The sequence below is a fragment of the Limosilactobacillus albertensis genome, from assembly GCF_014145555.1.
GTDB lineage: Bacteria > Bacillota > Bacilli > Lactobacillales > Lactobacillaceae > Limosilactobacillus > Limosilactobacillus albertensis.
The window spans coordinates 1-19,356 of sequence record NZ_JACIVD010000045.1; the positions used below are offsets into that span (position 1 = coordinate 1).

At 38.5% G+C, this 19,356-nt stretch carries 21 protein-coding genes and 2 tRNA genes; 20 read left to right on the top strand and 3 right to left on the bottom strand.

Features of this window, described 5'->3' with window-relative positions:
• Window positions 1-90: 90 nt before the first annotated feature.
• Entirely contained in the window at window positions 91-1,059 is a 969-nt protein-coding gene (locus H5S41_RS01315; RefSeq protein ID WP_085720378.1) for an IS30 family transposase, read from the top strand.
• A gap of 70 nt (window positions 1,060-1,129) precedes the next feature.
• Window positions 1,130-2,122 (top strand): glycoside hydrolase family 73 protein, encoded by a 993-nt coding sequence (locus H5S41_RS01320; RefSeq protein WP_182601802.1) that lies wholly within the window; start codon window positions 1,130-1,132, stop codon window positions 2,120-2,122.
• Window positions 2,123-2,166: 44 nt separating this feature from the next.
• Here the strand turns inward: H5S41_RS01320 and H5S41_RS01325 are convergent, their stop codons facing one another.
• A complete protein-coding gene (locus H5S41_RS01325) occupies window positions 2,167-2,799 on the bottom strand; it encodes a deoxynucleoside kinase (protein ID WP_153710395.1) in 633 nt (210 codons plus the stop codon).
• Between the two features lie 215 nt (window positions 2,800-3,014).
• Between H5S41_RS01325 and H5S41_RS01330 the strand changes: the two genes are divergently transcribed.
• From H5S41_RS01330 to H5S41_RS01355, 6 genes are all read left to right on the top strand, one after another.
• Window positions 3,015-3,623 (top strand): hypothetical protein, encoded by a 609-nt coding sequence (locus H5S41_RS01330; protein ID WP_182597511.1) that lies wholly within the window; start codon window positions 3,015-3,017, stop codon window positions 3,621-3,623.
• A gap of 81 nt (window positions 3,624-3,704) precedes the next feature.
• Window positions 3,705-4,721 carry a ribose utilization transcriptional repressor RbsR gene (rbsR, locus tag H5S41_RS01335; RefSeq protein WP_182601804.1) on the top strand — a complete coding sequence of 339 codons (1,017 nt, stop codon included), beginning with the start codon at window positions 3,705-3,707 and terminating at the stop codon, window positions 4,719-4,721.
• A 55-nt stretch (window positions 4,722-4,776) separates the two neighbouring features.
• Window positions 4,777-5,700, top strand: coding sequence for a ribokinase (rbsK, locus tag H5S41_RS01340; RefSeq protein ID WP_153710392.1), 924 nt, complete (start codon window positions 4,777-4,779; stop codon window positions 5,698-5,700).
• A gap of 120 nt (window positions 5,701-5,820) precedes the next feature.
• Window positions 5,821-6,066 carry a hypothetical protein gene (locus H5S41_RS01345; RefSeq protein WP_163705488.1) on the top strand — a complete coding sequence of 82 codons (246 nt, stop codon included), beginning with the start codon at window positions 5,821-5,823 and terminating at the stop codon, window positions 6,064-6,066.
• The gene (locus H5S41_RS01350; RefSeq protein ID WP_182601807.1) at window positions 6,053-6,730 is read left to right on the top strand and encodes a type II CAAX endopeptidase family protein; all 678 of its coding nucleotides are present in this window, start codon (window positions 6,053-6,055) and stop codon (window positions 6,728-6,730) included. The genes H5S41_RS01345 and H5S41_RS01350 overlap by 14 nt, the downstream gene beginning before the upstream one ends.
• 358 nt (window positions 6,731-7,088) lie before the next feature.
• Window positions 7,089-7,367 carry a heavy metal-binding domain-containing protein gene (locus H5S41_RS01355; protein WP_182597508.1) on the top strand — a complete coding sequence of 93 codons (279 nt, stop codon included), beginning with the start codon at window positions 7,089-7,091 and terminating at the stop codon, window positions 7,365-7,367.
• 221 nt (window positions 7,368-7,588) lie between these two features.
• Here the strand turns inward: H5S41_RS01355 and H5S41_RS01360 are convergent.
• A tRNA-Leu gene (locus H5S41_RS01360) sits at window positions 7,589-7,672 on the bottom strand.
• Window positions 7,673-7,794: 122 nt separating this feature from the next.
• Here H5S41_RS01360 and H5S41_RS01365 point away from each other — a divergent pair.
• From H5S41_RS01365 to H5S41_RS01405, 9 genes are all read left to right on the top strand, one after another.
• Complete coding sequence (locus tag H5S41_RS01365; RefSeq protein ID WP_182601809.1) at window positions 7,795-8,190, top strand: ASCH domain-containing protein; 396 nt, start codon at window positions 7,795-7,797, stop codon at window positions 8,188-8,190.
• 63 nt (window positions 8,191-8,253) lie between these two features.
• The gene (gene folB / locus H5S41_RS01370; protein WP_182601900.1) at window positions 8,254-8,622 is read left to right on the top strand and encodes a dihydroneopterin aldolase; all 369 of its coding nucleotides are present in this window, start codon (window positions 8,254-8,256) and stop codon (window positions 8,620-8,622) included.
• Window positions 8,615-9,127 (top strand): 2-amino-4-hydroxy-6-hydroxymethyldihydropteridine diphosphokinase, encoded by a 513-nt coding sequence (gene folK / locus H5S41_RS01375; RefSeq protein WP_182601810.1) that lies wholly within the window; start codon window positions 8,615-8,617, stop codon window positions 9,125-9,127. The genes folB and folK overlap by 8 nt, the downstream gene beginning before the upstream one ends.
• A complete protein-coding gene (gene folE, locus H5S41_RS01380) occupies window positions 9,109-9,687 on the top strand; it encodes a GTP cyclohydrolase I FolE (RefSeq protein ID WP_182601812.1) in 579 nt (192 codons plus the stop codon). Before folK ends, folE begins: the two co-directional genes overlap by 19 nt.
• The gene (locus H5S41_RS01385; protein ID WP_182601814.1) at window positions 9,674-10,933 is read left to right on the top strand and encodes a bifunctional folylpolyglutamate synthase/dihydrofolate synthase; all 1,260 of its coding nucleotides are present in this window, start codon (window positions 9,674-9,676) and stop codon (window positions 10,931-10,933) included. The genes folE and H5S41_RS01385 overlap by 14 nt, the downstream gene beginning before the upstream one ends.
• Window positions 10,923-11,516 (top strand): dihydroneopterin triphosphate diphosphatase FolQ3, encoded by a 594-nt coding sequence (folQ3, locus tag H5S41_RS01390; RefSeq protein WP_182601816.1) that lies wholly within the window; start codon window positions 10,923-10,925, stop codon window positions 11,514-11,516. The genes H5S41_RS01385 and folQ3 overlap by 11 nt, the downstream gene beginning before the upstream one ends.
• Window positions 11,513-12,661 (top strand): dihydropteroate synthase, encoded by a 1,149-nt coding sequence (folP, locus tag H5S41_RS01395; RefSeq protein ID WP_182601818.1) that lies wholly within the window; start codon window positions 11,513-11,515, stop codon window positions 12,659-12,661. The genes folQ3 and folP overlap by 4 nt, the downstream gene beginning before the upstream one ends.
• A 458-nt stretch (window positions 12,662-13,119) precedes the next feature.
• Window positions 13,120-13,419, top strand: coding sequence for a hypothetical protein (locus tag H5S41_RS01400; protein ID WP_182597500.1), 300 nt, complete (start codon window positions 13,120-13,122; stop codon window positions 13,417-13,419).
• 46 nt (window positions 13,420-13,465) lie between these two features.
• Window positions 13,466-13,536 (top strand) — tRNA-Gly (locus H5S41_RS01405).
• A gap of 165 nt (window positions 13,537-13,701) precedes the next feature.
• On the opposite strand, the gene thiD is transcribed toward H5S41_RS01405, so the two are convergent.
• Window positions 13,702-14,517 (bottom strand): bifunctional hydroxymethylpyrimidine kinase/phosphomethylpyrimidine kinase, encoded by an 816-nt coding sequence (thiD, locus tag H5S41_RS01410; protein ID WP_182601820.1) that lies wholly within the window; start codon window positions 14,515-14,517, stop codon window positions 13,702-13,704.
• A 358-nt stretch (window positions 14,518-14,875) separates the two neighbouring features.
• On the opposite strand from thiD, the gene argS reads away from it, so the two are divergent.
• From argS to H5S41_RS01425, 3 genes are all read left to right on the top strand, one after another.
• Window positions 14,876-16,564 carry an arginine--tRNA ligase gene (gene argS / locus H5S41_RS01415; protein ID WP_182598784.1) on the top strand — a complete coding sequence of 563 codons (1,689 nt, stop codon included), beginning with the start codon at window positions 14,876-14,878 and terminating at the stop codon, window positions 16,562-16,564.
• A 152-nt stretch (window positions 16,565-16,716) separates the two neighbouring features.
• A complete protein-coding gene (locus H5S41_RS01420; RefSeq protein WP_182601822.1) occupies window positions 16,717-18,882 on the top strand; it encodes a PBP1A family penicillin-binding protein in 2,166 nt (721 codons plus the stop codon).
• A 49-nt stretch (window positions 18,883-18,931) separates the two neighbouring features.
• Window positions 18,932-19,303 carry a YlbF family regulator gene (locus H5S41_RS01425; RefSeq protein ID WP_182601824.1) on the top strand — a complete coding sequence of 124 codons (372 nt, stop codon included), beginning with the start codon at window positions 18,932-18,934 and terminating at the stop codon, window positions 19,301-19,303.
• Window positions 19,304-19,356 lie beyond the last annotated feature (53 nt).

The window sequence follows — 19,356 nt, forward strand, 5'->3', positions numbered from 1 at the left end:
CGCCGTTTGTAAAATTAAGTTAGAAAAATAAAAAAGCCATTTGTGATAGACTTTTGAATAACCACAAACAAAAGTAAAGGAACATCACAAATGACTTATAAACATCTTACCACACGTGAACTAACCCTCATAGCTAATTTTTGGCACCAAGGTACGAAGGCTTATCAAGCTGCTAAACTGCTTAAACGAAGCCAAGAAACTATTTACCGAGTCTATCGATTTCTTGATAGCGGTAAGACCATTGCACAGTATCTTAAGGCTTACCAACGGAATAAGCAGCGTTGTGGTCGTAAGCAGGCTCAGCTAGCCAAGGATGAGATCAGCTACATCAATGAGCAGGTTAAAGCGGGCTGGACACCTGATACGATCATTGGTCGAGCAGAACGGACAATTAGCTGTAGTATGCGGACACTTTATCGGATGTTTGCTCGTGGACAGTACAATTTTGCCGTCCAGCAATTACCGATGAAAGGCAAGCGACACCCCAATGGCTATGTCGAACGACGTGGTAAGGCGGGGCATCTCGGTCGGAGTATTTACCAGCGATACCATGATTTTCCTCACTACCAACACGAGTTTGGTCACTTTGAAGCTGATACTGTTCAAGGAAAAGCTCATCGTGGTGCGGTCATGACCTTGGTGGAACGTCAATCTAAGGTGATGATTGTGCTTAACGTTCATCGTAAAACTGATGAAGCAGTTAACTATCACTTGGATAAATGGCTTTCTAAAATACCTCGTCATTTCGTTAAGTCGATTACCTTTGATAATGGTAAGGAATTCGCGGGCTGGCGTGAGATTGCCAATAAACATGATCTTCATACTTATTTTGCGGAGGTTGGAGCGCCCAATCAACGCGGCCTGAATGAAAACAATAATGGTATCTTACGTCGTGACGGTCTCAGTAAACGATTAGACTTCCGTAATTTACCAGATGAACTAATCACCCAGCTGATGCACAAACGAAATACTATTCCACGGAAGTCACTTCACTACCGCACACCACTTGAAGTATTCCTAAGTCACGTCACAGATGAACAGCTTTCAACATTTTTCTAATTTAAATTGACATTTCGGGATTTTAAAAATGCAAATTCAAAATTTCCTCGTATATATATTATAGGACGTTATGAAGGAGTGTTTTATTGTGTTAAAACGACGTGTCATCACTAGCACATTAATAATATTAACGGGTCTTAGCGGGACCGCTCAAGCTGATAGTACTCAACAGGCTCACTATGATGCATGTGAAGATGTTAAAAATTTAAAACCGATTGATGAAGGACAATTAGCCGGCCATGATGAAGAATATATCAATACATATTTAGCCGAATATGAAAGTGCGGTTGACAATATTGATAGGGATTCTATTCCATCAGAAAATAAAGCGGAAGAAGGCGTACGATCAATTCCAGAATCGGATTTGCGCACTTATTTACCCCAGCTTCCCTCCGTGATACAAGCAAAGTTTATTAATCGAATTGCGCCAGTTGCCCAGCAAATTGGTAAAGAGTATGATTTATACCCCTCAGTTATTATTGCCCAAGCGGCTTTAGAAAGTGATTGGGGCTGTAGTACGCTAGGAAAATCACCATATAATAACTTATTTGGCGTTAAGGGTTATTTTGATCAGCAAACTGTGTCACAACCAACAACTGAATATAATTCACAAGGGCAGAAACTACAGGTTTTTAGTAATTTCCGTCGATATCCTAATGAATATGCGGCATTAAAGGATTATGCCAAAACGCTAGATGATCCGCTTTACCATGATGTTCATCGGCAGAATACCAGTGGCTATCGTGACGCTACTCGTGCATTACGGGGACGTTATGCTACAGACCCGCGATATGACCAGAAGCTAAATCGTTTAATCGATACCTACCAACTTACTAGGTACGATGAGCAGGTTTATAGTGGAAACGAAAATATGAAGCCGCTTCCGCTTGCGGAGAAAGAAATGGCAAGTAGTTCTACACCTACAGTAATTGATAAGCATCCTGTTCAAGCAAGTAAAACTGATCTCGATATTCCCCAATATATTCCGTTACTTGGTGGGGTTGGGACGGTGGGATTGATTAAAATCATACGGCAACATTGGAAGAAAAAGAAAAAAGCATAAATATGTTGAAAATAAATCTAAACATATTTATGCTCCTTCGTTACTTATCGCAATGACTTTAGGCGTTCGTCGATCATTGCTAAAACTGCATCAACATTTTTAGGATCTTCAAGGTCGTAACGCTCCAAATCAATTTTCATTTTTGGACTAGCATCATAATCTTTATACCATTGCTTATAGGCACTCCACATTTTGTAGTAGTAATCCTTTAATTCTGGATTAGTATCAATTTGCTCATAATCGCGCCCGCGTTTTTTGATTCGATATAGAATTGTTTCAAAGTCGGTCTCAGAATAGACCATTAAATCTGGTGCGCGCTTTGGTAATTGCTGGAGATCATTCATCATATTATCGAGAAGTTTTAGATATACTTCAAGTTCAGTATCTGTAATGTTGCCTTCAGCGTTATTTTCTCGCGTAAACAATGCATCTTCATAGATTGAGCGGTCAAGCACGTTATTGTCGTCAGCGAGTGCTTGCTTAATCATTGAAAATCGTTTGTTTAAAAAATAAATTTGGAGTAAAAAGCCGTATTGTTTTGGATTTTTATAATACAGTGGTAAAACTGGATTTTCTCCGACTGGTTCAAAAAATGCTTTTGTATGTAAGTGTTCGGCAATCTTTCCAGTTAAAGTTGTTTTACCGACACCAATCATCCCTGCTGTAATAATCACCATAATGGCCCCTCTTTACTTTTTTGTCACAGAAAACATCTTACTACAAAATATTGTGGAATGACACACCTAATTTTACAATATTTGGTGGTTGTTGGATTTAGCTTATCGTAGTAAAAGTTATTACATCTACATTGTTAGCGATTATAATAGGAGATGGAATGCGATCAAATTTTTAAAATTTAATCATTTGAAAAATCAATTTTAAGGAAGTAAAGATGAAAACAGAGAATGAAAATGAAAACCGAGTTCAATTAACGCTTGCCAAGCAGCAGGGGACGCTGATTGAGGTTCATAACCTACCCAATGATGAATATTTTAATGTAGGATTTGTCGTTGCCTTAGATCCAGTATTTTGTTTAATGATTAGTATTGACTGGGACGGTAAAATTAACGGGTTGATTGTGATTCGGATTAAAAGTATTTTTTATACAGAGCGTCATAGTGATTACCTAGTGAATATTTCTGAGAAAACAAAAGTAGCACATACTCATAATTATTTTGATATTTGGCAAGTACAGAAATTTATTGATGAACATCCAGCAATTACGCGCGGAGACTTATTATCGAACCTTTTAAACGATTCGTATGTAAACCGCCTTCCTGTTGTTATTGGAACTAAAAAGTATAAGGGGAGCGATGATTTTACAGGAATAATTACTGCGTTAACTCCAATTAATGTTACGCTTCGCTATTTTAACGATCACGATTTATCTTCATTATGGGAATATGATATTTTACGCGCCCAAATTGATTATATTCGCGTTCGCGGGACCCAAATGGCAACGGGAAAACAAATTCTTAAAGATATTTTTAATGAAATGTGATTGCAAAATAGGTCATTTTAGTTTAAATTAGTTAAATGCAATTTAGTTGATAAAACTGTTTACTAAAGAGGTTGGACGGCGATGAAAAAGAAAATAACAATTCGCGATTTGGCAAGAGAAGCAGGAGTTTCTGTTACAACAGTTTCTCAAATCCTAAATAATAAGGGTGACCGTTTTAGCGCAGCAACACAGGAAAAGGTACTTGCGTTACGTGATAAATATAAATACGTACCTGATTTTAATGCGCGGAACTTGATTCTAAAAAGTGCAAAAACTATTGGGGTACTTGTTCCTAATATTGCTAACCCGTTTTTTGGTACCTTTATTGAAGGTGTTCAAAGTATCGCTCGGGAAGCGGAGTTTATTCCGCTTGTATTTAGTGCTAATCGTGATCCTAAACTTGAAAAGTACTATCTTTCGCAGATGATTGAACGGTCAATTAGCGGATTAGTAATCGCTAGCGCAACTATGACAACCGAAACAATTAAAGAGGTCATCTCATTCAATGATATTCCATACATTTTGTTTGATCAGAATCATACGCAGGAGGGTGATCGTGTTCAAACGAATGATTATTTTGGTGGCCAAATTGCAGCCAGACATTTAATTGAATTAGGTCATAAACATATTGCGGTTCTTACATCTGATAATCCAACGGAAAATTTAAATCATCGGATGAATGGTTTTAAAAATGTGATTGATGAAAATAGATTAACGATTGATGCTCACCATGATGTTATTCGAGCACCCTTAACCAAAGATGGTGGTTATAAGGCAGCTAAAAAAGTCTGTGAAACAGGAGCATCTGCGGTTTTTGCAGCAAATGACGAGATGGCAATTGGACTATTACGCGGCTTGCATGAATTAGGAGTGCAAGTTCCTGATGATATTTCTGTAATTGGCTATGATAATATTTACTGGGATGATTATGTTTCTCCACGACTTACAACTGTTCAGCAGCCAATATTTGATTTAGGTGCGGGTGCCACTAAAATGCTAATTGAACAGATAGACCATAATAGTAATGGAGCACGTGTGCAAAACTTTCCAGTAAAATTAATTAAACGTAATAGCACAAGTTCCTATCGGCAAAAGTAATATGGTATGATGGTATTATCAATTAGATGCCGATTGTTTAAGGAGGAAATAATTAATGACAAACCATGTAACAATTGTAGGTAGTTTAAATGTTGATACGACAATGAAAGTTAAGCGGATGCCATTACCTGGTGAAACAATTGCTGCTTTAGATAAGACTAATGCTGCTGGGGGTAAAGGGGCAAACCAAGCAGTTTCTGCTGCACGTTCTGGTGCCGATACAGCTTTCGTTGGTCAAGTTGGTGAGGATGCCGGTGGTAAGATGATGATCCAAGCTTTAAAGGATAATAATATCAATACAACCGGAATTCATGTTGATGAAAATGCTGGAACAGGTTCAGCAGCTATCTTGTTAGATGAAAGTGGTCAAAACAGTATTTTGGTATATGGTGGTGCCAACCAACAATTAAGTGTTAAAGAAGTTGAAGATGCACGTGATCAAATTGCTGGTGCAGATTTTGTTATTGCCCAATTTGAAACACCACAAGATGCAACATTACGGGCATTTGAAATTGCTAAGGAAAATGGTGTTAAAACAATCTTAAATCCAGCTCCTGCGCATAAGATTAATCCCGACTTACTAAAACTTACTGACTTGATTATTCCAAATGAAACTGAAAGTGCTACTTTAACCGGTATTATTGTTACTGATGAAACCTCAATGTTAATGTCTGCTGCTAAGTTTGCACAAATGGGTGTTCGTAACTTAATTATTACTGTTGGTGCGAAGGGTGCTTTCTATTGTACTCAAGACGGTTATAACTTCATTCCGGCGTTTAAGGTAAATGCTGTTGATACAACGGCAGCTGGTGACACATTTATCGGTGCGCTTTCTTCCCAATTAAAGCCTGATATGAGTAACATTGAAAAGGCATTGGTATATGCTCAGCGTGCTAGTTCATTAGCCGTTCAAAAACTAGGAGCATTACCATCAATTCCTACACATGAGGAAGTTATGGCTGCTTCAAAGAATAACTAAATAAATTAATATAATTTAGTGATAAAGGAGGGTAAGGAAAACGGATTTCCTTACCTTTTATTATTTCAGATAATAACTTGCGATTTATTTTCTGATTTAGTAAACTGTGGATCAAATAATATGGAGGTTTTACTTGTGAAAGCAGAATTTATCCTTAAGGTAGTTATTCCGCCATTTATCATTTTTGCGATTTTAGTGTGGCTAACAATTGAGCACTATATCTCAGGGTGGGTTATGTACCTGTTGTGGGTAATCGGTTTTGTAGTGGCAAACATTATTGTGACTAAAATCTCAACCCGCTGGAGTATTCAACGTATGCGTGAAAAACGAGCAAAGGAAGAAAAACAAAAAAATGAAAATAATTAAGCAATCTTGGATTTTTAGAGTGATTTTAATTGCTGTAATGTTGATTGCAATTGAAATTCCCCCTATTGCCGTAAGATTTGCATTGCATTATGCAAAAACCAATCAATTAGCTGTTTACGGTTTTATGGCCTTGTTTATTTGCCTCATGCTTGTAATTATTTGGTGGGCGCGACGAACTTATGAGTCGTATAACCAATTAGGAAAACCAGCAGGCATTAAGGTTGGCCAGATTATTGGCGGTTATTTAGCAATTATCATTGGAATGGACATATTGAGCTATTTCAATCGACTGCTTTATCATCAAACTGAAACTGCTAATAATGCAGCGCTTGGTAGTATGCTCGGTCATAATGAGGTTATTACAGTAGTATTTGTGTTTTCTGCGGTTATTCTGAGCCCGATTGCAGAAGAGCTTATTTTTAGAGGAACGCTTACAAATATGTTCTTTAAGCGTGGAAATATTTGGCCGAAAGTAATTCTTTCAGGAATTGTTTTTTCAGCAGGACATATGAGTAGCAATCCTATTAGTTTTTTGATGTATGCCTATATGGGAATGGTCCTTGCTTTTGTTTATTTACGAACAGCAGATATTCGTAATTCGATTGCAATTCATATAATTAACAATGCAATAGCAATGTATATTCTCTTAATGCAAGTTAGTTAAATTTAACTATTGTAATCGCTTTCAAAAGATGGTATATTATGGGTGTGGAAAGAACAGAAACAGAGATTAATATAAATTCTCGTTAATCAATTTAGCGCCGAAAGAAAATTGAGGAGTAGGCTAGAAGCAACATAAGTGTGACACGAAACCTCGAATTAAATATTTATGTAATGAATTGTCACCAGGGTGCACTAGATTGATAATATAATGCGACTTTGCGGAAGTTAGAATCAAAAGTGGATAATAAAGTTAGTTCCTTAGCAAAGTAGCAGATTCTTTCCGTAAAATAACAAAGAGGCTGGAAATATTCCAGTCTCTTTGTTATTTTAAAGTGGTAATGATTTTAGGAGGATGGCAGATGTTTTTATCAACTGAGGGGTTTCCACAGGCACATCGAATTTTAGGGATTGTTAATGCTACTAGTCATCTAGCAATGCCATCTGAAGCTATTGATTCCTTCGAGTCAATGGATCAGTTATTTAGTGATGTTCAAGAAAAATTAAAGCGACGTGCAAGTGAAAAAGGTGCAGATGGTGTTGTCGAGGTTCGCTTTACTACGAATGTGGCTAACATGCAAGTGGCACCTAAATTCTTAGTATTAACAGCATATGGTACGATGATTCAATTTATTAAATAATTGATGGAGAAATATTTGATAAATAGGAACGTAGTATTACTTGAGGTATAATACTGAAATTAATTATAAGTTTAACAAAAACTCCGATTATTGCAGATGATGCAGTGGTCGGGATTTTTTTGTGTACTAGAGTGACAAATTTATACTATTTCTGCGAATATAAAAAAGCGGACAAACACTGCTAAAACAATGTTTGTCCGCTTTTTACAATTCTTAAATAATGCCTCAGGCAGGATTCGAACCTGTACATGGATAACCATACAACGACCTGAACGTTGCGCGTCTGCCAGTTCCGCCACTGAGGCACTAAACTATTTTGTAACACTACTAAGTATACCGAACTCAATAAAAATTACAAGTGTTTTTTGCCGAGACATGATAACTAAGCTACAATAAATAGTATTTATAACCTAGAAGGAGAATATCCATGAAAGCTTTATCAATTCATCCCGAATACGCAATGGAAATACTTAATGGCAATAAAACAGAAGAATACCGAAGCTGGACAACCTCATACCGTGGTGACTTATTAATTTGTAATACAGCTAAGAAAACACGGGGAGCGGTAGCTGGATATGCCTTATGTGTTGCAAAAATAGTCGATATAGAAAAACGTTGTGATGGCGACCAATCTTACTATGCTTGGAAAATCGCACCATTTGAAACTGGAGGATCGTATTGGATTGAACCATTAAAAGTAAAGGGACAACGTAGATTATTCAATGTTGATGATGCTTTAATAAAGCCGGCACCTTTTTCCAATCCATTCTCAGCAGCGGGAGAAAATTGGTATCAAGAAAAGATTATCCCTTTAATTCATTAGTATATTTTCACAAAGAAACTTATGCGTTATGATAGAAAATAAAACGTGAAGGGGCAGTAGCTTATCGGAAAAATTAGAATTAATAATATGTCATTTAATACATATAATGGCGTGTTTGCGGAAGAAAAAAAGCTCGGTCAAAAAATAGAAGTTGATTGTGAAATGACTTACCCAATTGAAACTAAAGTAAGGACGGATAACTTAGAAGAAACGGTTAGCTATGCAGATGTCTATGACACAATTGCGCAATTTGTGACCCATCACAACTATAACTTAATTGAAAGTCTTGCTAATAACTTGCTTCATGAAATTTTACGGACTTATCCGATGTTAGACAACGTGCGGTTACGTATTCGTAAATATAGTGTGCCAATTGCCGGAATCTTTGACAATATTGAAATTGAGGTGCAGGGAGCAAACGACCATGAATGAAGCATATTTAAGTATTGGCAGTAATATTGGTGATCGGTTAGCAAATTTGCAAAAAGCAGTTCAGCTATTAGCAAGTTCATCTCAAATTGAACTTTTAGCGATTTCATCCGTTTATGAAACGGAACCAGTTGGTGGTGTAAAGCAGGACTCTTTTTATAATATTGCTGTAAAACTAAGAACAGATTTAACTGCCCAACAGCTCCTTGATTACTTGCATTGGATTGAACAGAGCCTTCACCGTAAGCGGCTTATCCACTGGGGACCGCGGACAATTGATTTAGATATCATTGACTTTGGCCACCAGCAAATCAAAACACCGACTTTAATAATCCCGCATTCAGAAATGGCGAACAGGCGCTTTGTACTAGTTCCAATGATTGAGATTTCAACTTCGGATGAACCTTATCACCAACGATTGACTGCTTTATTGAAAGCAACTTCAGATCATAACTGGCTAAAAAAGATATATGGACAAGAGGTGTTTTTATGGACCAACAAAAAATAGAAAAAGCTGTTAGGGATTTGTTAATTGCTATCGGTGAAAATCCGAGCCGTGAGGGATTGTTAGAAACTCCGCAACGGGTTGCTAAAATGTATCAAGAAGTTTTTTCATCTTTGAAACGTCAACCTGAAGATATGGCTAATTATAAAGTGTTTCATGTTAGTGATGTTCCGGAGATGGTATTAGTTCAGCACATTCCGTTTTATTCAATGTGTGAGCATCACCTGTTGCCGTTTTTTGGTTACGCTAATGTGGCATATGTTCCTAAAGATGGCCGGGTAATTGGTTTAAGCAAAATTCCGCGGTTAATTGATTTCGTGACTAAAAAGCCAGGAATGCAGGAGCAAGTAACAACGGACTTAGTAGCAGAATTACAGCGTATCCTTGATCCTGCCGGAATTGCGGTAACAATTAGCGCGCGCCACCTTTGTATGGAAATGCGCGGTGTTAATAAAGCAGGGCAGTACACCTATACTGATAAATTTACTGGTCGGTTTAAGGAAGATAAAGACTTAAAACGAGAATTTTTAATGCAAACGAGGAATAACCGTGCTGACTTATGAACAAATTATTGCGGGCTTTAACCGGCGAATGCTCGGTGGTGTAAAAGATCGTATTAAATTTTTAAAACCAATTCTTGCCAGTTTGGGAAATCCAGATCGTCAATTTAAGATTATTCACATCGCGGGTACTAATGGAAAAGGCTCAACTGGGATGATGTTGGAACAAAGCCTACAATATGCAGGATACAAGGTAGGCTATTTTAACAGTCCAGCGCTTGTTGATGATCGTGAACAGGTTAAAATTAATGATAAGTTAATAAGCAGACAAGCTTTTGTAGATACTTATCAAAAAATTGTTAGGCGATTACCAGTTAATATTACACCAGCTGATATCACGGTATTCGAATGGTGGACGTTAATAATGATTCAATATTTTGCCGATCAAAAAGTAGATTGGGCAGTGATTGAGTGTGGACTAGGCGGACGTGATGATGCGACTAATATAATTAACGCACCATTAATTGCAGTAATCACTCATATTGCCCTTGATCATACCCGTATTTTAGGACCTGAGATTACCGACGTTGCGTATGCAAAAGCTGGCATTATCAAGACGGGTACTCACCAGGTCTTTCTTGGACCGTGCCAGCAAGAAGCAGTAAGTGATATTATTCATGACTATGCTCAGAGTCAAAATGTAGAGCTGACTCTTGCTAAAGAGCAGAAAATCATTGATGGAAAAGCAGCCATTTTCTTTAATAATGCATTACATTCGGTCCCTTTTAGCTTGCTTGGGGAGTTTCAAAGCCAGAATCTTGGCACTGTTATTAGCGTATTTCGATATTTAATTCAGGAAGGTTTTATAAATTCATGGCAACCGTTATTAACGATGATGAAGACAATTTCTATTCCCGGACGAATGCAGGTGATTGCTCATCATCCAACTGTGGTTCTTGATGGGGCTCATAATCCTGATGCTGCTCATCAGCTTTATCATACTTTGCAATTTTACCCTAGCAATAAAATTATTATGGTCTTAGGGTTCCTTGCTGATAAAAACATTATAGAGATGTGTAAAACCTATCAACGATTAACAGATAGATTAATTATTACCATTCCTAATCACCTATCTCGGGCCTTCCCGGTTACTGAATTGGCAGCAATTCTTCCACAGGCGGTAGTTGCTAAAACACCAAATGAGGGACTGGCAAAGGCACGAGAGCTTGCGAATCCTGATGATCTAATCATTGTTACTGGCTCTTTTTATACCATTAAAGACATCGAGGCCAATCTAAATGAAAAATAATTTTGTTATTGCAACCCATAATACTTTTAAGGCAGATGAAATCCAAAAAATTTTGCGGTTTTACCACCAGTGGGGCGAAATCTATACGGACAAACTACCGCACCAGCATTTTCCATCAGAATCGACGACGAACTACCAAGAAAATGCGACTAAAAAGGCAATCTTTATTAGCCAGCAATTACCAGAAGCTAATGTTATTGCTGACGATTCTGGACTAGAACTAGCTGCGTTTCCTACAAAATATGGCGTTCAAACAGCACGTGAATTAGCGGTTGAAGTTCCCGACGGCCAGCTCAATCGGTATTTGATTCAATTAGTTAATGGGAAATCACGTAAATTTACGATGAAGACGACAATTGCTTTAGCAGTTAATGGACACGTCAGCAATATTGCTCGCGGTGAATTAACTGGAGTAATTGCATCTGAAGAACGCGGAACTAATTCAACCGGGTTTGATCGAATTCTAATACCGGATGGCGAAGATCAGACTCTTGCCGAAATGAGTCGTCCTAAACGTATTTCATATCTTCATCGTGCACGCGCTGTGAAAAATTTATTAGATCAGTTGGGAGAAGTAAAATGAAAATTACTGAAAAAACAATTACCAACAATACTTCTAAGTTAGAAACTGCTATTTTGGCTGATCAAATCAATCGGCATCAACAGTTATTATTAACTTGGGAATGTGAGAAAGTTGAAACTGCGGCGATGGTTGAACAGTTCGTTTGTCATTTTGATGTGCCAGTAGTCTGTATTGGCAGCCGTGTTGAATTTTTATTTCCATTGCAATCACTTAAAGCGTTGATGATTCATGTTCAAGAACGTTGGAATAATGACCGAGAGCTGCTTGCTTCTCTTAAACAAATTCAGGAACACCATCAAATCTTGTGGCGGGCCGGACGCTTTACATTTAAGCTTAATGAGCAGCCGGTTATTTATGGAATCCTTAATGTGACGCCGGACTCATTTTATGATGGCGGAAAATATCAATCAATTGCTGAAATTACTCGCCAAATCGATAAAATGGTCAAGGCAGGAGCAAATGTAATCGAAGTAGGCGGGCAAACTACTAAACCAGGTGGCTTTACTGAAGTTGACCCGCAAGAAGAAATTCATCGGATCATGCCCGCTATTGATATCCTCAAGCATGATTATCCGCAAATAGCAATTGCTGTTGATACATATAAATTACCGGTTATGGAAGCGGCAATAAAAGCAGGCGTTGATATTATTAATGATGTTCAAGCATTTGATACAAATCAAAAACTAGCTTTAATGGCTAAAAGTGCAGTGGGGATGGTTACGATGCATAGCAGCCGGACCCACGATTACGATAATTTAACAGTCGCAATTCAAAAGTTCTTTGAACATAATTTGGGAACGATCGCTGCTGCGGGTATTAATCTTGAACGAGTGGTTCTTGATCAGGGCATCGGTTATGCCAAAATTGCGGATGGATACCAGGATTATACGATGATGCGTAATATTGACCAGCTTAATTACCTGCATCGGCCAATTATGGTTGCAATTTCACGAAAGGGCTTTGGGCAAAAATTATTTAATTTAGCCAAAGAAGACCGCCTAGACGTAACATTAATTGCAGAAACGGCAATGTATTTACGCGGCGGTCGTGTCTTACGTGTTCATGATGTCGAAGAAACTAGTCAGCTAGTAAAAATGATTGATACAATTAATAATAGTTATTGGTTTAGATCCACCAACAACTAATTCCTAACGCTAAAACTAAGAAAATAAAGAGCAGGATTGTTAAATGTGGATTGCCAAATGTCTCACGTTTTAGGCGAAAAGCAGTTTCCATTAGCATATAGATAATAATCAAAAAAATAATCCATAATATATCGCTAAGGAATTGTGTTTTAAAATGCAAAAAGGCATGGACAATCGAAGCGGTTAATAAAAGAAAATAGAATAGGCGACTTAATTCAAGCCAATTAGTTACTTTTCGCTCAATTTTAGCGCGTAACCCGATGGTAGTGGTGATTAGTAATATCACGATCAGGATCGCCACTATTATTTTTAACATATGGGTAGGCTCCTTTCGGCTTTGATTTTAGCATTCTTGAAAGCAACTGACCACATACTTTTGGCTTGAAAATGTATAAAAAAAAGTGTAAGGTACGTATATTACTTCCATATATAATAAATAATATTTGAGGTGAAATTAAGTGGCAGATTTTGAAATTGGCGATATTGTAAAAGGTAAAAAGTTTGGTCCCTTAGAACATGATTTTTCGGGGGTTGTTGAAAAGGTTTATACCAATTCGATTATGGTATCAATCCAAGATTTTGATCCGTCTGACAAGAGTGGGGTTAATGAATTAAATAGCCGTGCTGTCATTCGCCAAAAAGATGCTAAGATGATTAAGGCAGTTCCTCGTGAAGAAAAAGCTGATGATGAAGAGGAAGCCGATGATTCTAAGGCATCTAAGAAAGCAAAAAAATCTTCAAAAAAAGATGACAAATAATTAGAAGAGGTATATACTAACTAAGTGTTGAGCTTAGTTAGCAAATGCGGGTATAGTTTAGTGGTAAAACTCAACCTTCCCAAGGTTGCGTCGCGAGTTCGATTCTCGTTACCCGCTTAGTTAAAAATAAAGGCTGAGAAAATCTTATGTTTTTCTCAGCCTTTATTTTTATTATCAAAGTCGAGGGCATCTCTAGCAACTTTTGACTTCATTAATTGATTGTAATAATGAAAATGATGATTCAATCGCCTTATCATTAAATTAGTCAGGAACTAAAAACTCCTAATTCAACTCTTTTTGTGCATCCCAGTGATTGATGGGGCCAAATTTATGACCAACTGTTAATGGATTTGCAATTGCTGCATAGACGGCATCTTTGGCCCTTGTTACTGCTGCGCTGACATTATTTCCCTTAGCAAGTTCAGCAGCAATGATTGCCGAAAAACTATCTCCGGTTCCATTCAACCGGTCGGTCTTAACAAAGGGCTTTTTAAGCCAGAAGCTATCCCCGTTTTCAAGAAGAATAAAGTCATCAACTGTTGTTTGTGTGTCATCGTTATGGGCACCCTTGATTACAACGTTTTTGGCCCCTAAATCTTGAAGATAGTGGGCGGCTTTGACCCGTTCTTCATTCGTTGTCATTTCAATTCCGGTTAGTTTTTGCGCTTCATAGAAGTTAGGGGCGATGACGGTCGCAAGGGGAATAATTCGTTCGCGGAATAATTCGTAGGCCGATTGTTCGAGTAACATTGCCCCGTGCTTAGTAATGATTACCGGGTCAACGACTAATGGACCAAAATTTTGGGGAGAATAATTATCAGCGACGACATTGATGACATCATCATTGGCAAGCATTCCCGTTTTAGCTGCTCTTATATCGAAGTCTTCGCTTAATACTTTAAATTGTTCGGCGATAAACTCTTTGGGCATTACTTGGGAAGCAGTAATACCATAAGAATTTCCAGAAACAGCTGCAGTTAAAATACCGTGACCATATACGCCATCCGCAAAAAAAGCATGGAGATCAGCGGGCATTCCAGCACTTCCATCTGAATCATGCCCGGCAATCGTTACGGCTTGAATAGTAGGGTTTGTCATAAATAACTCATCAACCTTTCATTATTATTTAATGATTACCATTGTAACATATAATAAGTAAGAGAGAAGAGGAAACTCATATCTACAGATTGGTCCTTGTTTTTAAAGCTATATTTGTTATAATGATTGAGTATGAAAATAGGATTTGAGGAGTAGTAGCATTTTGAGATCTACAGCGACCCTTTGTTGATGAGAGTTAGGGGCTTTTTGATTTGTGAAAGCGTGCCTCAGATATTTTAATTAAATCAATAAATGAGTGGAATTCTAATTCAATTAGAGTGGTACCGCGGGTAAATCTCGTCTCTAGTAAGTTTAATACTTATTAGAGACGTTTTTTATTAATTAAGGAGGAATATATATGAGTGATAAGCAACAAGTTGCGGCTGCATTGGCACAAGCATTACCTGAGATGGATGTTAAAGAAATCGAAGCTAAGATTGAACGTCCAAAAGATTCTAGTAATGGGGACTATGCCTTCCCAACATTCTTTTTAGCTAAGACCTTACACAAGGCTCCGCAAATGATTGCAAGTGAATTAGTTGAAAAAGTTAACCAAGATGGTTTTGAAAAGGTTGTTGTTGCCGGTCCATATATCAACTTCTTCCTTGATAAGGCTCAAGTTGGTGCTAAGATTTTGCAAACAATCTTGACTGACCCTGAGCATTACGGTGAACTAGACCTTGGCCACCAAGCTAATGTTACGATCGACTATTCATCCCCTAACATTGCTAAGCCAATGGGGATGGGGCACCTTCGTTCAACGATGATTGGTGAGGCTGTTGCCCGGATTCTTGAAAAGGTTAACTATAACCTGATTCGGATTGACTACCTTGGTGATTGGGGTACCCAGTTTGGTAAACTGATGGCGGCTTACGAGATGTGGGGTGACGAAGCTGAAGTTAAGAAGGATCCAATTAATACACTGCTTAAGTACTATGTGCGGATTAATAATGAAGCTGACGAACATCCAGAATATACAGAAGCTGGTCGTAACTGGTTTGCTAAGCTTGAGCACGGTGATGAAGAAGCTTGGCGGCTTTGGCACTGGTTCCGTGAAGTTTCCCTTGAACGGTTCCAACGTGTTTACAAGATGTTAGACGTTAACTTCGATTCATTTAATGGTGAAGCTTTCTCTGCACAAAAGATGGAAGAACCGATCCAATTGTTACGTGATAAGAACCTCTTAAAGCCTAGCCGGGGTGCAGAAATTGTTGACCTGGACGAATACAACTTGCCACCATTGTTAATTATCAAGAGTAACGGAACCACTACTTACATTACCCGTGATTTGGCAACTGCCCTTTTCCGGAAGCGGATGTATGGTCATGCTAAGTCCCTTTACGTTGTCGGTGCTGAACAAGAAACTTACTTCAAACAATTGCGGGCAGCATTAAAAGAAATGGGCTTCAACTGGTGGAACCAAATTGAACACATCTCCTTTGGTCTTATGAACTTAAACGGTAAGAAGATGTCAACGCGGAAGGGGAATGTTGTTTCTCTTGAAGACGTATTGAATGATTCAATTGATTTAGCACGGAAGCAAATTGAGGAAAAGAACCCTGACCTTAAGAATGCCGATGAAGTTGCTAAAGAAGTCGGTGTTGGTGCCGTTATCTTCCATGACTTAAAGAACTACCGGCGGAATGCAGTTAACTTCAAACTTGAAGATGTCGTTAAGTTTGAAGGTGAAACCGGTCCTTACGTTCAATATGCTCGTGCTCGTGCTGAGAGTATCTTACGGAAGGGTGGTATCCGGGACTTTAGCAACGTTGATTTGACTATGGCTGGTGCTGAAGCTTGGGAATTAATTAGTTTCCTTGGTCAATACAGTGAAGCAATTAAGCGGGCTGCGGTAAATTATGACCCATCAGTAATTGCTAAATATGCTCTTGAAGTAGCTAAGAAGTTCAACCAATACTATGCTCACACGCGGATTCTTGAGGATAACGAAGCTCAACCAGCACGGTTAGCTCTTACTCAAGCAGTTAGTGATGTGCTTAAGTCTGCTCTTGATTTACTTGATATCAAGGCTCCTGATGAAATGTAGAATAGTTAAATATGTTACCAAAGAGACTTGGGAAAATTTCTTAAGCCTCTTTTTTTAACTTATGGTAAAAGTAACTGTGAAAATATCTTCTCGTTTATCAAAATGTGATAAAATAATTGTCAGCTTTTTGAAATGAAAATGGAGATTTGTTAATGAATCGTGAACCACAACCTAATTCAGATTTGAAAGAGCGAATCTTGCAGTGGTTAAAAAAGACTTGGTCATCATTCCGAGTTTGGTTTAAACACTATTGGCAGCTCTTTATTGCGATGCTGAAGAAGTTTTGGCATCGTTATCAATTAACGCGGTGGATTATTGTTATTTTTCTGGGAATATTTTTAATTGCCAGCATCCATCTGACGTTTGTTGCTAAAACAGCAGATGTTAAAAACCTTAAGAACCGTTTGCAACGGCCAACAATGATTTATGACCGCAGTAATCAATCAGCTGGGAGCTTGTATGCCCAAAAAGGAACTTACGTAGAATTAAAAAATATTTCGACAAATGTTCCTGCGGCGGTCCTCTCAACCGAAGACCGTAACTTTTATCACGAACATGGCTTTTCTGTCAAAGGCTTGGGGCGGGCTGGTTTCTTACTAGTGAAAAATAAGCTTCTGCATCGTGATTATATTTCTGGCGGGGGTAGTACTTTAACCCAGCAGTTAGTTAAGAATGCCTTCCTGACCCAGCAGCAGACTTTTTCGCGAAAAGCACGGGAAATCTTTATTGCCGTTGAGGTTGAAAATCAATATAGCAAGAATGAGATCCTAACGATGTACCTCAATAATGCCTACTTCGGGCACGGGGTATGGGGGGTTCAAGATGCGGCTAAACGCTACTTTAACGAGAACGCTAGTCAGTTGACAGTCCCACAAGCAGCAACGTTAGCGGGGATGCTGACCTCGCCAGGAATATATGATCCAATTGAACATCCTAGCGCAACTAAACAGCGCCGGAATATGGTTCTCCAACTGATGGTTGAAAATCACAAATTAAGCCAAAGTGCAGCGGACCAGTATAAGCAAACACCGTTGAATGTTACTAACGGTTACGTACCAAATGATAGTTATAAGTACCCGTACTTCTTTGATGCGGTAATTGCGGAAGCAGAGAGTCGGTACCATATTTCTGAAAAAGATATTATGAATAATGGTTATCGGATTTATACGACTCTCGACCAGAACCAGCAACGGTCAATGCAGCAGACTTATGACGATGATGATAACTTCCCTCAGGACTCAGCCGATGGGACAATGGTTCAATCAGCCTCAATCGCTATGAATCCGAAGAATGGCGGAGTTACTGCAGTTGTTGGTGGCCGTGGGAAACACGTTTTCCGTGGCTTTAACCGTTCTACGCAGATGCGGCGTCAACCAGGCTCAACGATAAAGCCAATCGTAGTTTACACCCCGGCCCTTGAGCATGGATATTTCTACGACTCAACCCTTCAAGATAAGAAACAATCTTATGGTACCAATAATTACACGCCAAAGAACTATGACGATACTTATAGCGGGACGGTGCCGATGTATAAAGCCCTTTATGAGAGCCTTAATGCTCCGGCAGTTTGGTTATTAAATAAGATTGGTGTTAATCGGGGATACGACATGGCTGAAAAATTCGGCCTGCCTGTTGAGAAGGGCGATAAAAACTTAGCACTTGCCCTTGGTGGAATGACTAAGGGGGTATCACCGCAACAAATGGCCCGTGCGTATGCCGTTTTTGCTAATGATGGGCTAATGCCGTCGCCACACTATATTACAAAAATTGAAGATGCATCTGGAAAAGTAATTGCTAAAAATGATGGTACTAAGAATAAGCGGATCATTTCTGGTAAAACCGCTAAAGAAATGACTAGTATGCTAATTGGCGTATTTGACCACGGAACTGGTGAGACTGCTAAGCCAAGTGGCTATACGCTAGCTGGTAAAACGGGAACAACTAACTCTGGGGTCAAGGGAGACGATTCTAATGACCGCGATAAATGGATCGTCGGTTACACGCCGGATGTGGTCGTTGCAACGTGGGAAGGTTACGATGATACGAACCAAAGCCACACCCTAAATGATATTTCGGAGCGGAGTATTAATTATCTTTATAAGAACGAAATGAGCGCAATCCTGCCAAATACTGCCGGAACTAAGTTTACCGTTGAAGACGCCCAAACACGGGCAAACGACAAGACAAAAGGTTCATCAAAGGGTTGGGGATCCTTCCTCAAAGATGGTGATAATTTTGTAAACAACTTCAACCAGTCGATTAATAACTTTGGTAATAAGGCTAGTCAGTGGTGGAGTAATGTTCGATCGCTTTTCTAGGATAATATGATACAATTAGATTTAAGAATGATATAAAGGAGACTTTCATATGGTTGTAAACATTTACGATACTGCAAACGAACTTAGTCGCCAATTGCGCGAAACTCAAGAATACCAAGGTCTGAAAACGGCTTTTGAAGCATTAAAGGCTGATAGTGAAACTTTTGATACTTTTAAGAAGTTCCAACAAGCGCAAGCGGATTCTCAACATAAGCAAATGACTGGTCAACAACCAACTGATGATGAAATTAAAAATATTCAAAACCTTGCCAAGGAAGTAAGTGGCAAAAAGGTTGTTCAAGATTTGATGAATCAAGAACGACAAGTTGATAGTATGCTTCAACAATTGAACAAGACAATCACAAGTCCAATTCAAGACCTTTATAGCGAAGTAATGCCAAAGATGCCAGGACAAGAATAATTAATCTCATTTAATGAGTGAGGGGCTGGGAGAAAACTTTCGTTTTTTCTCAG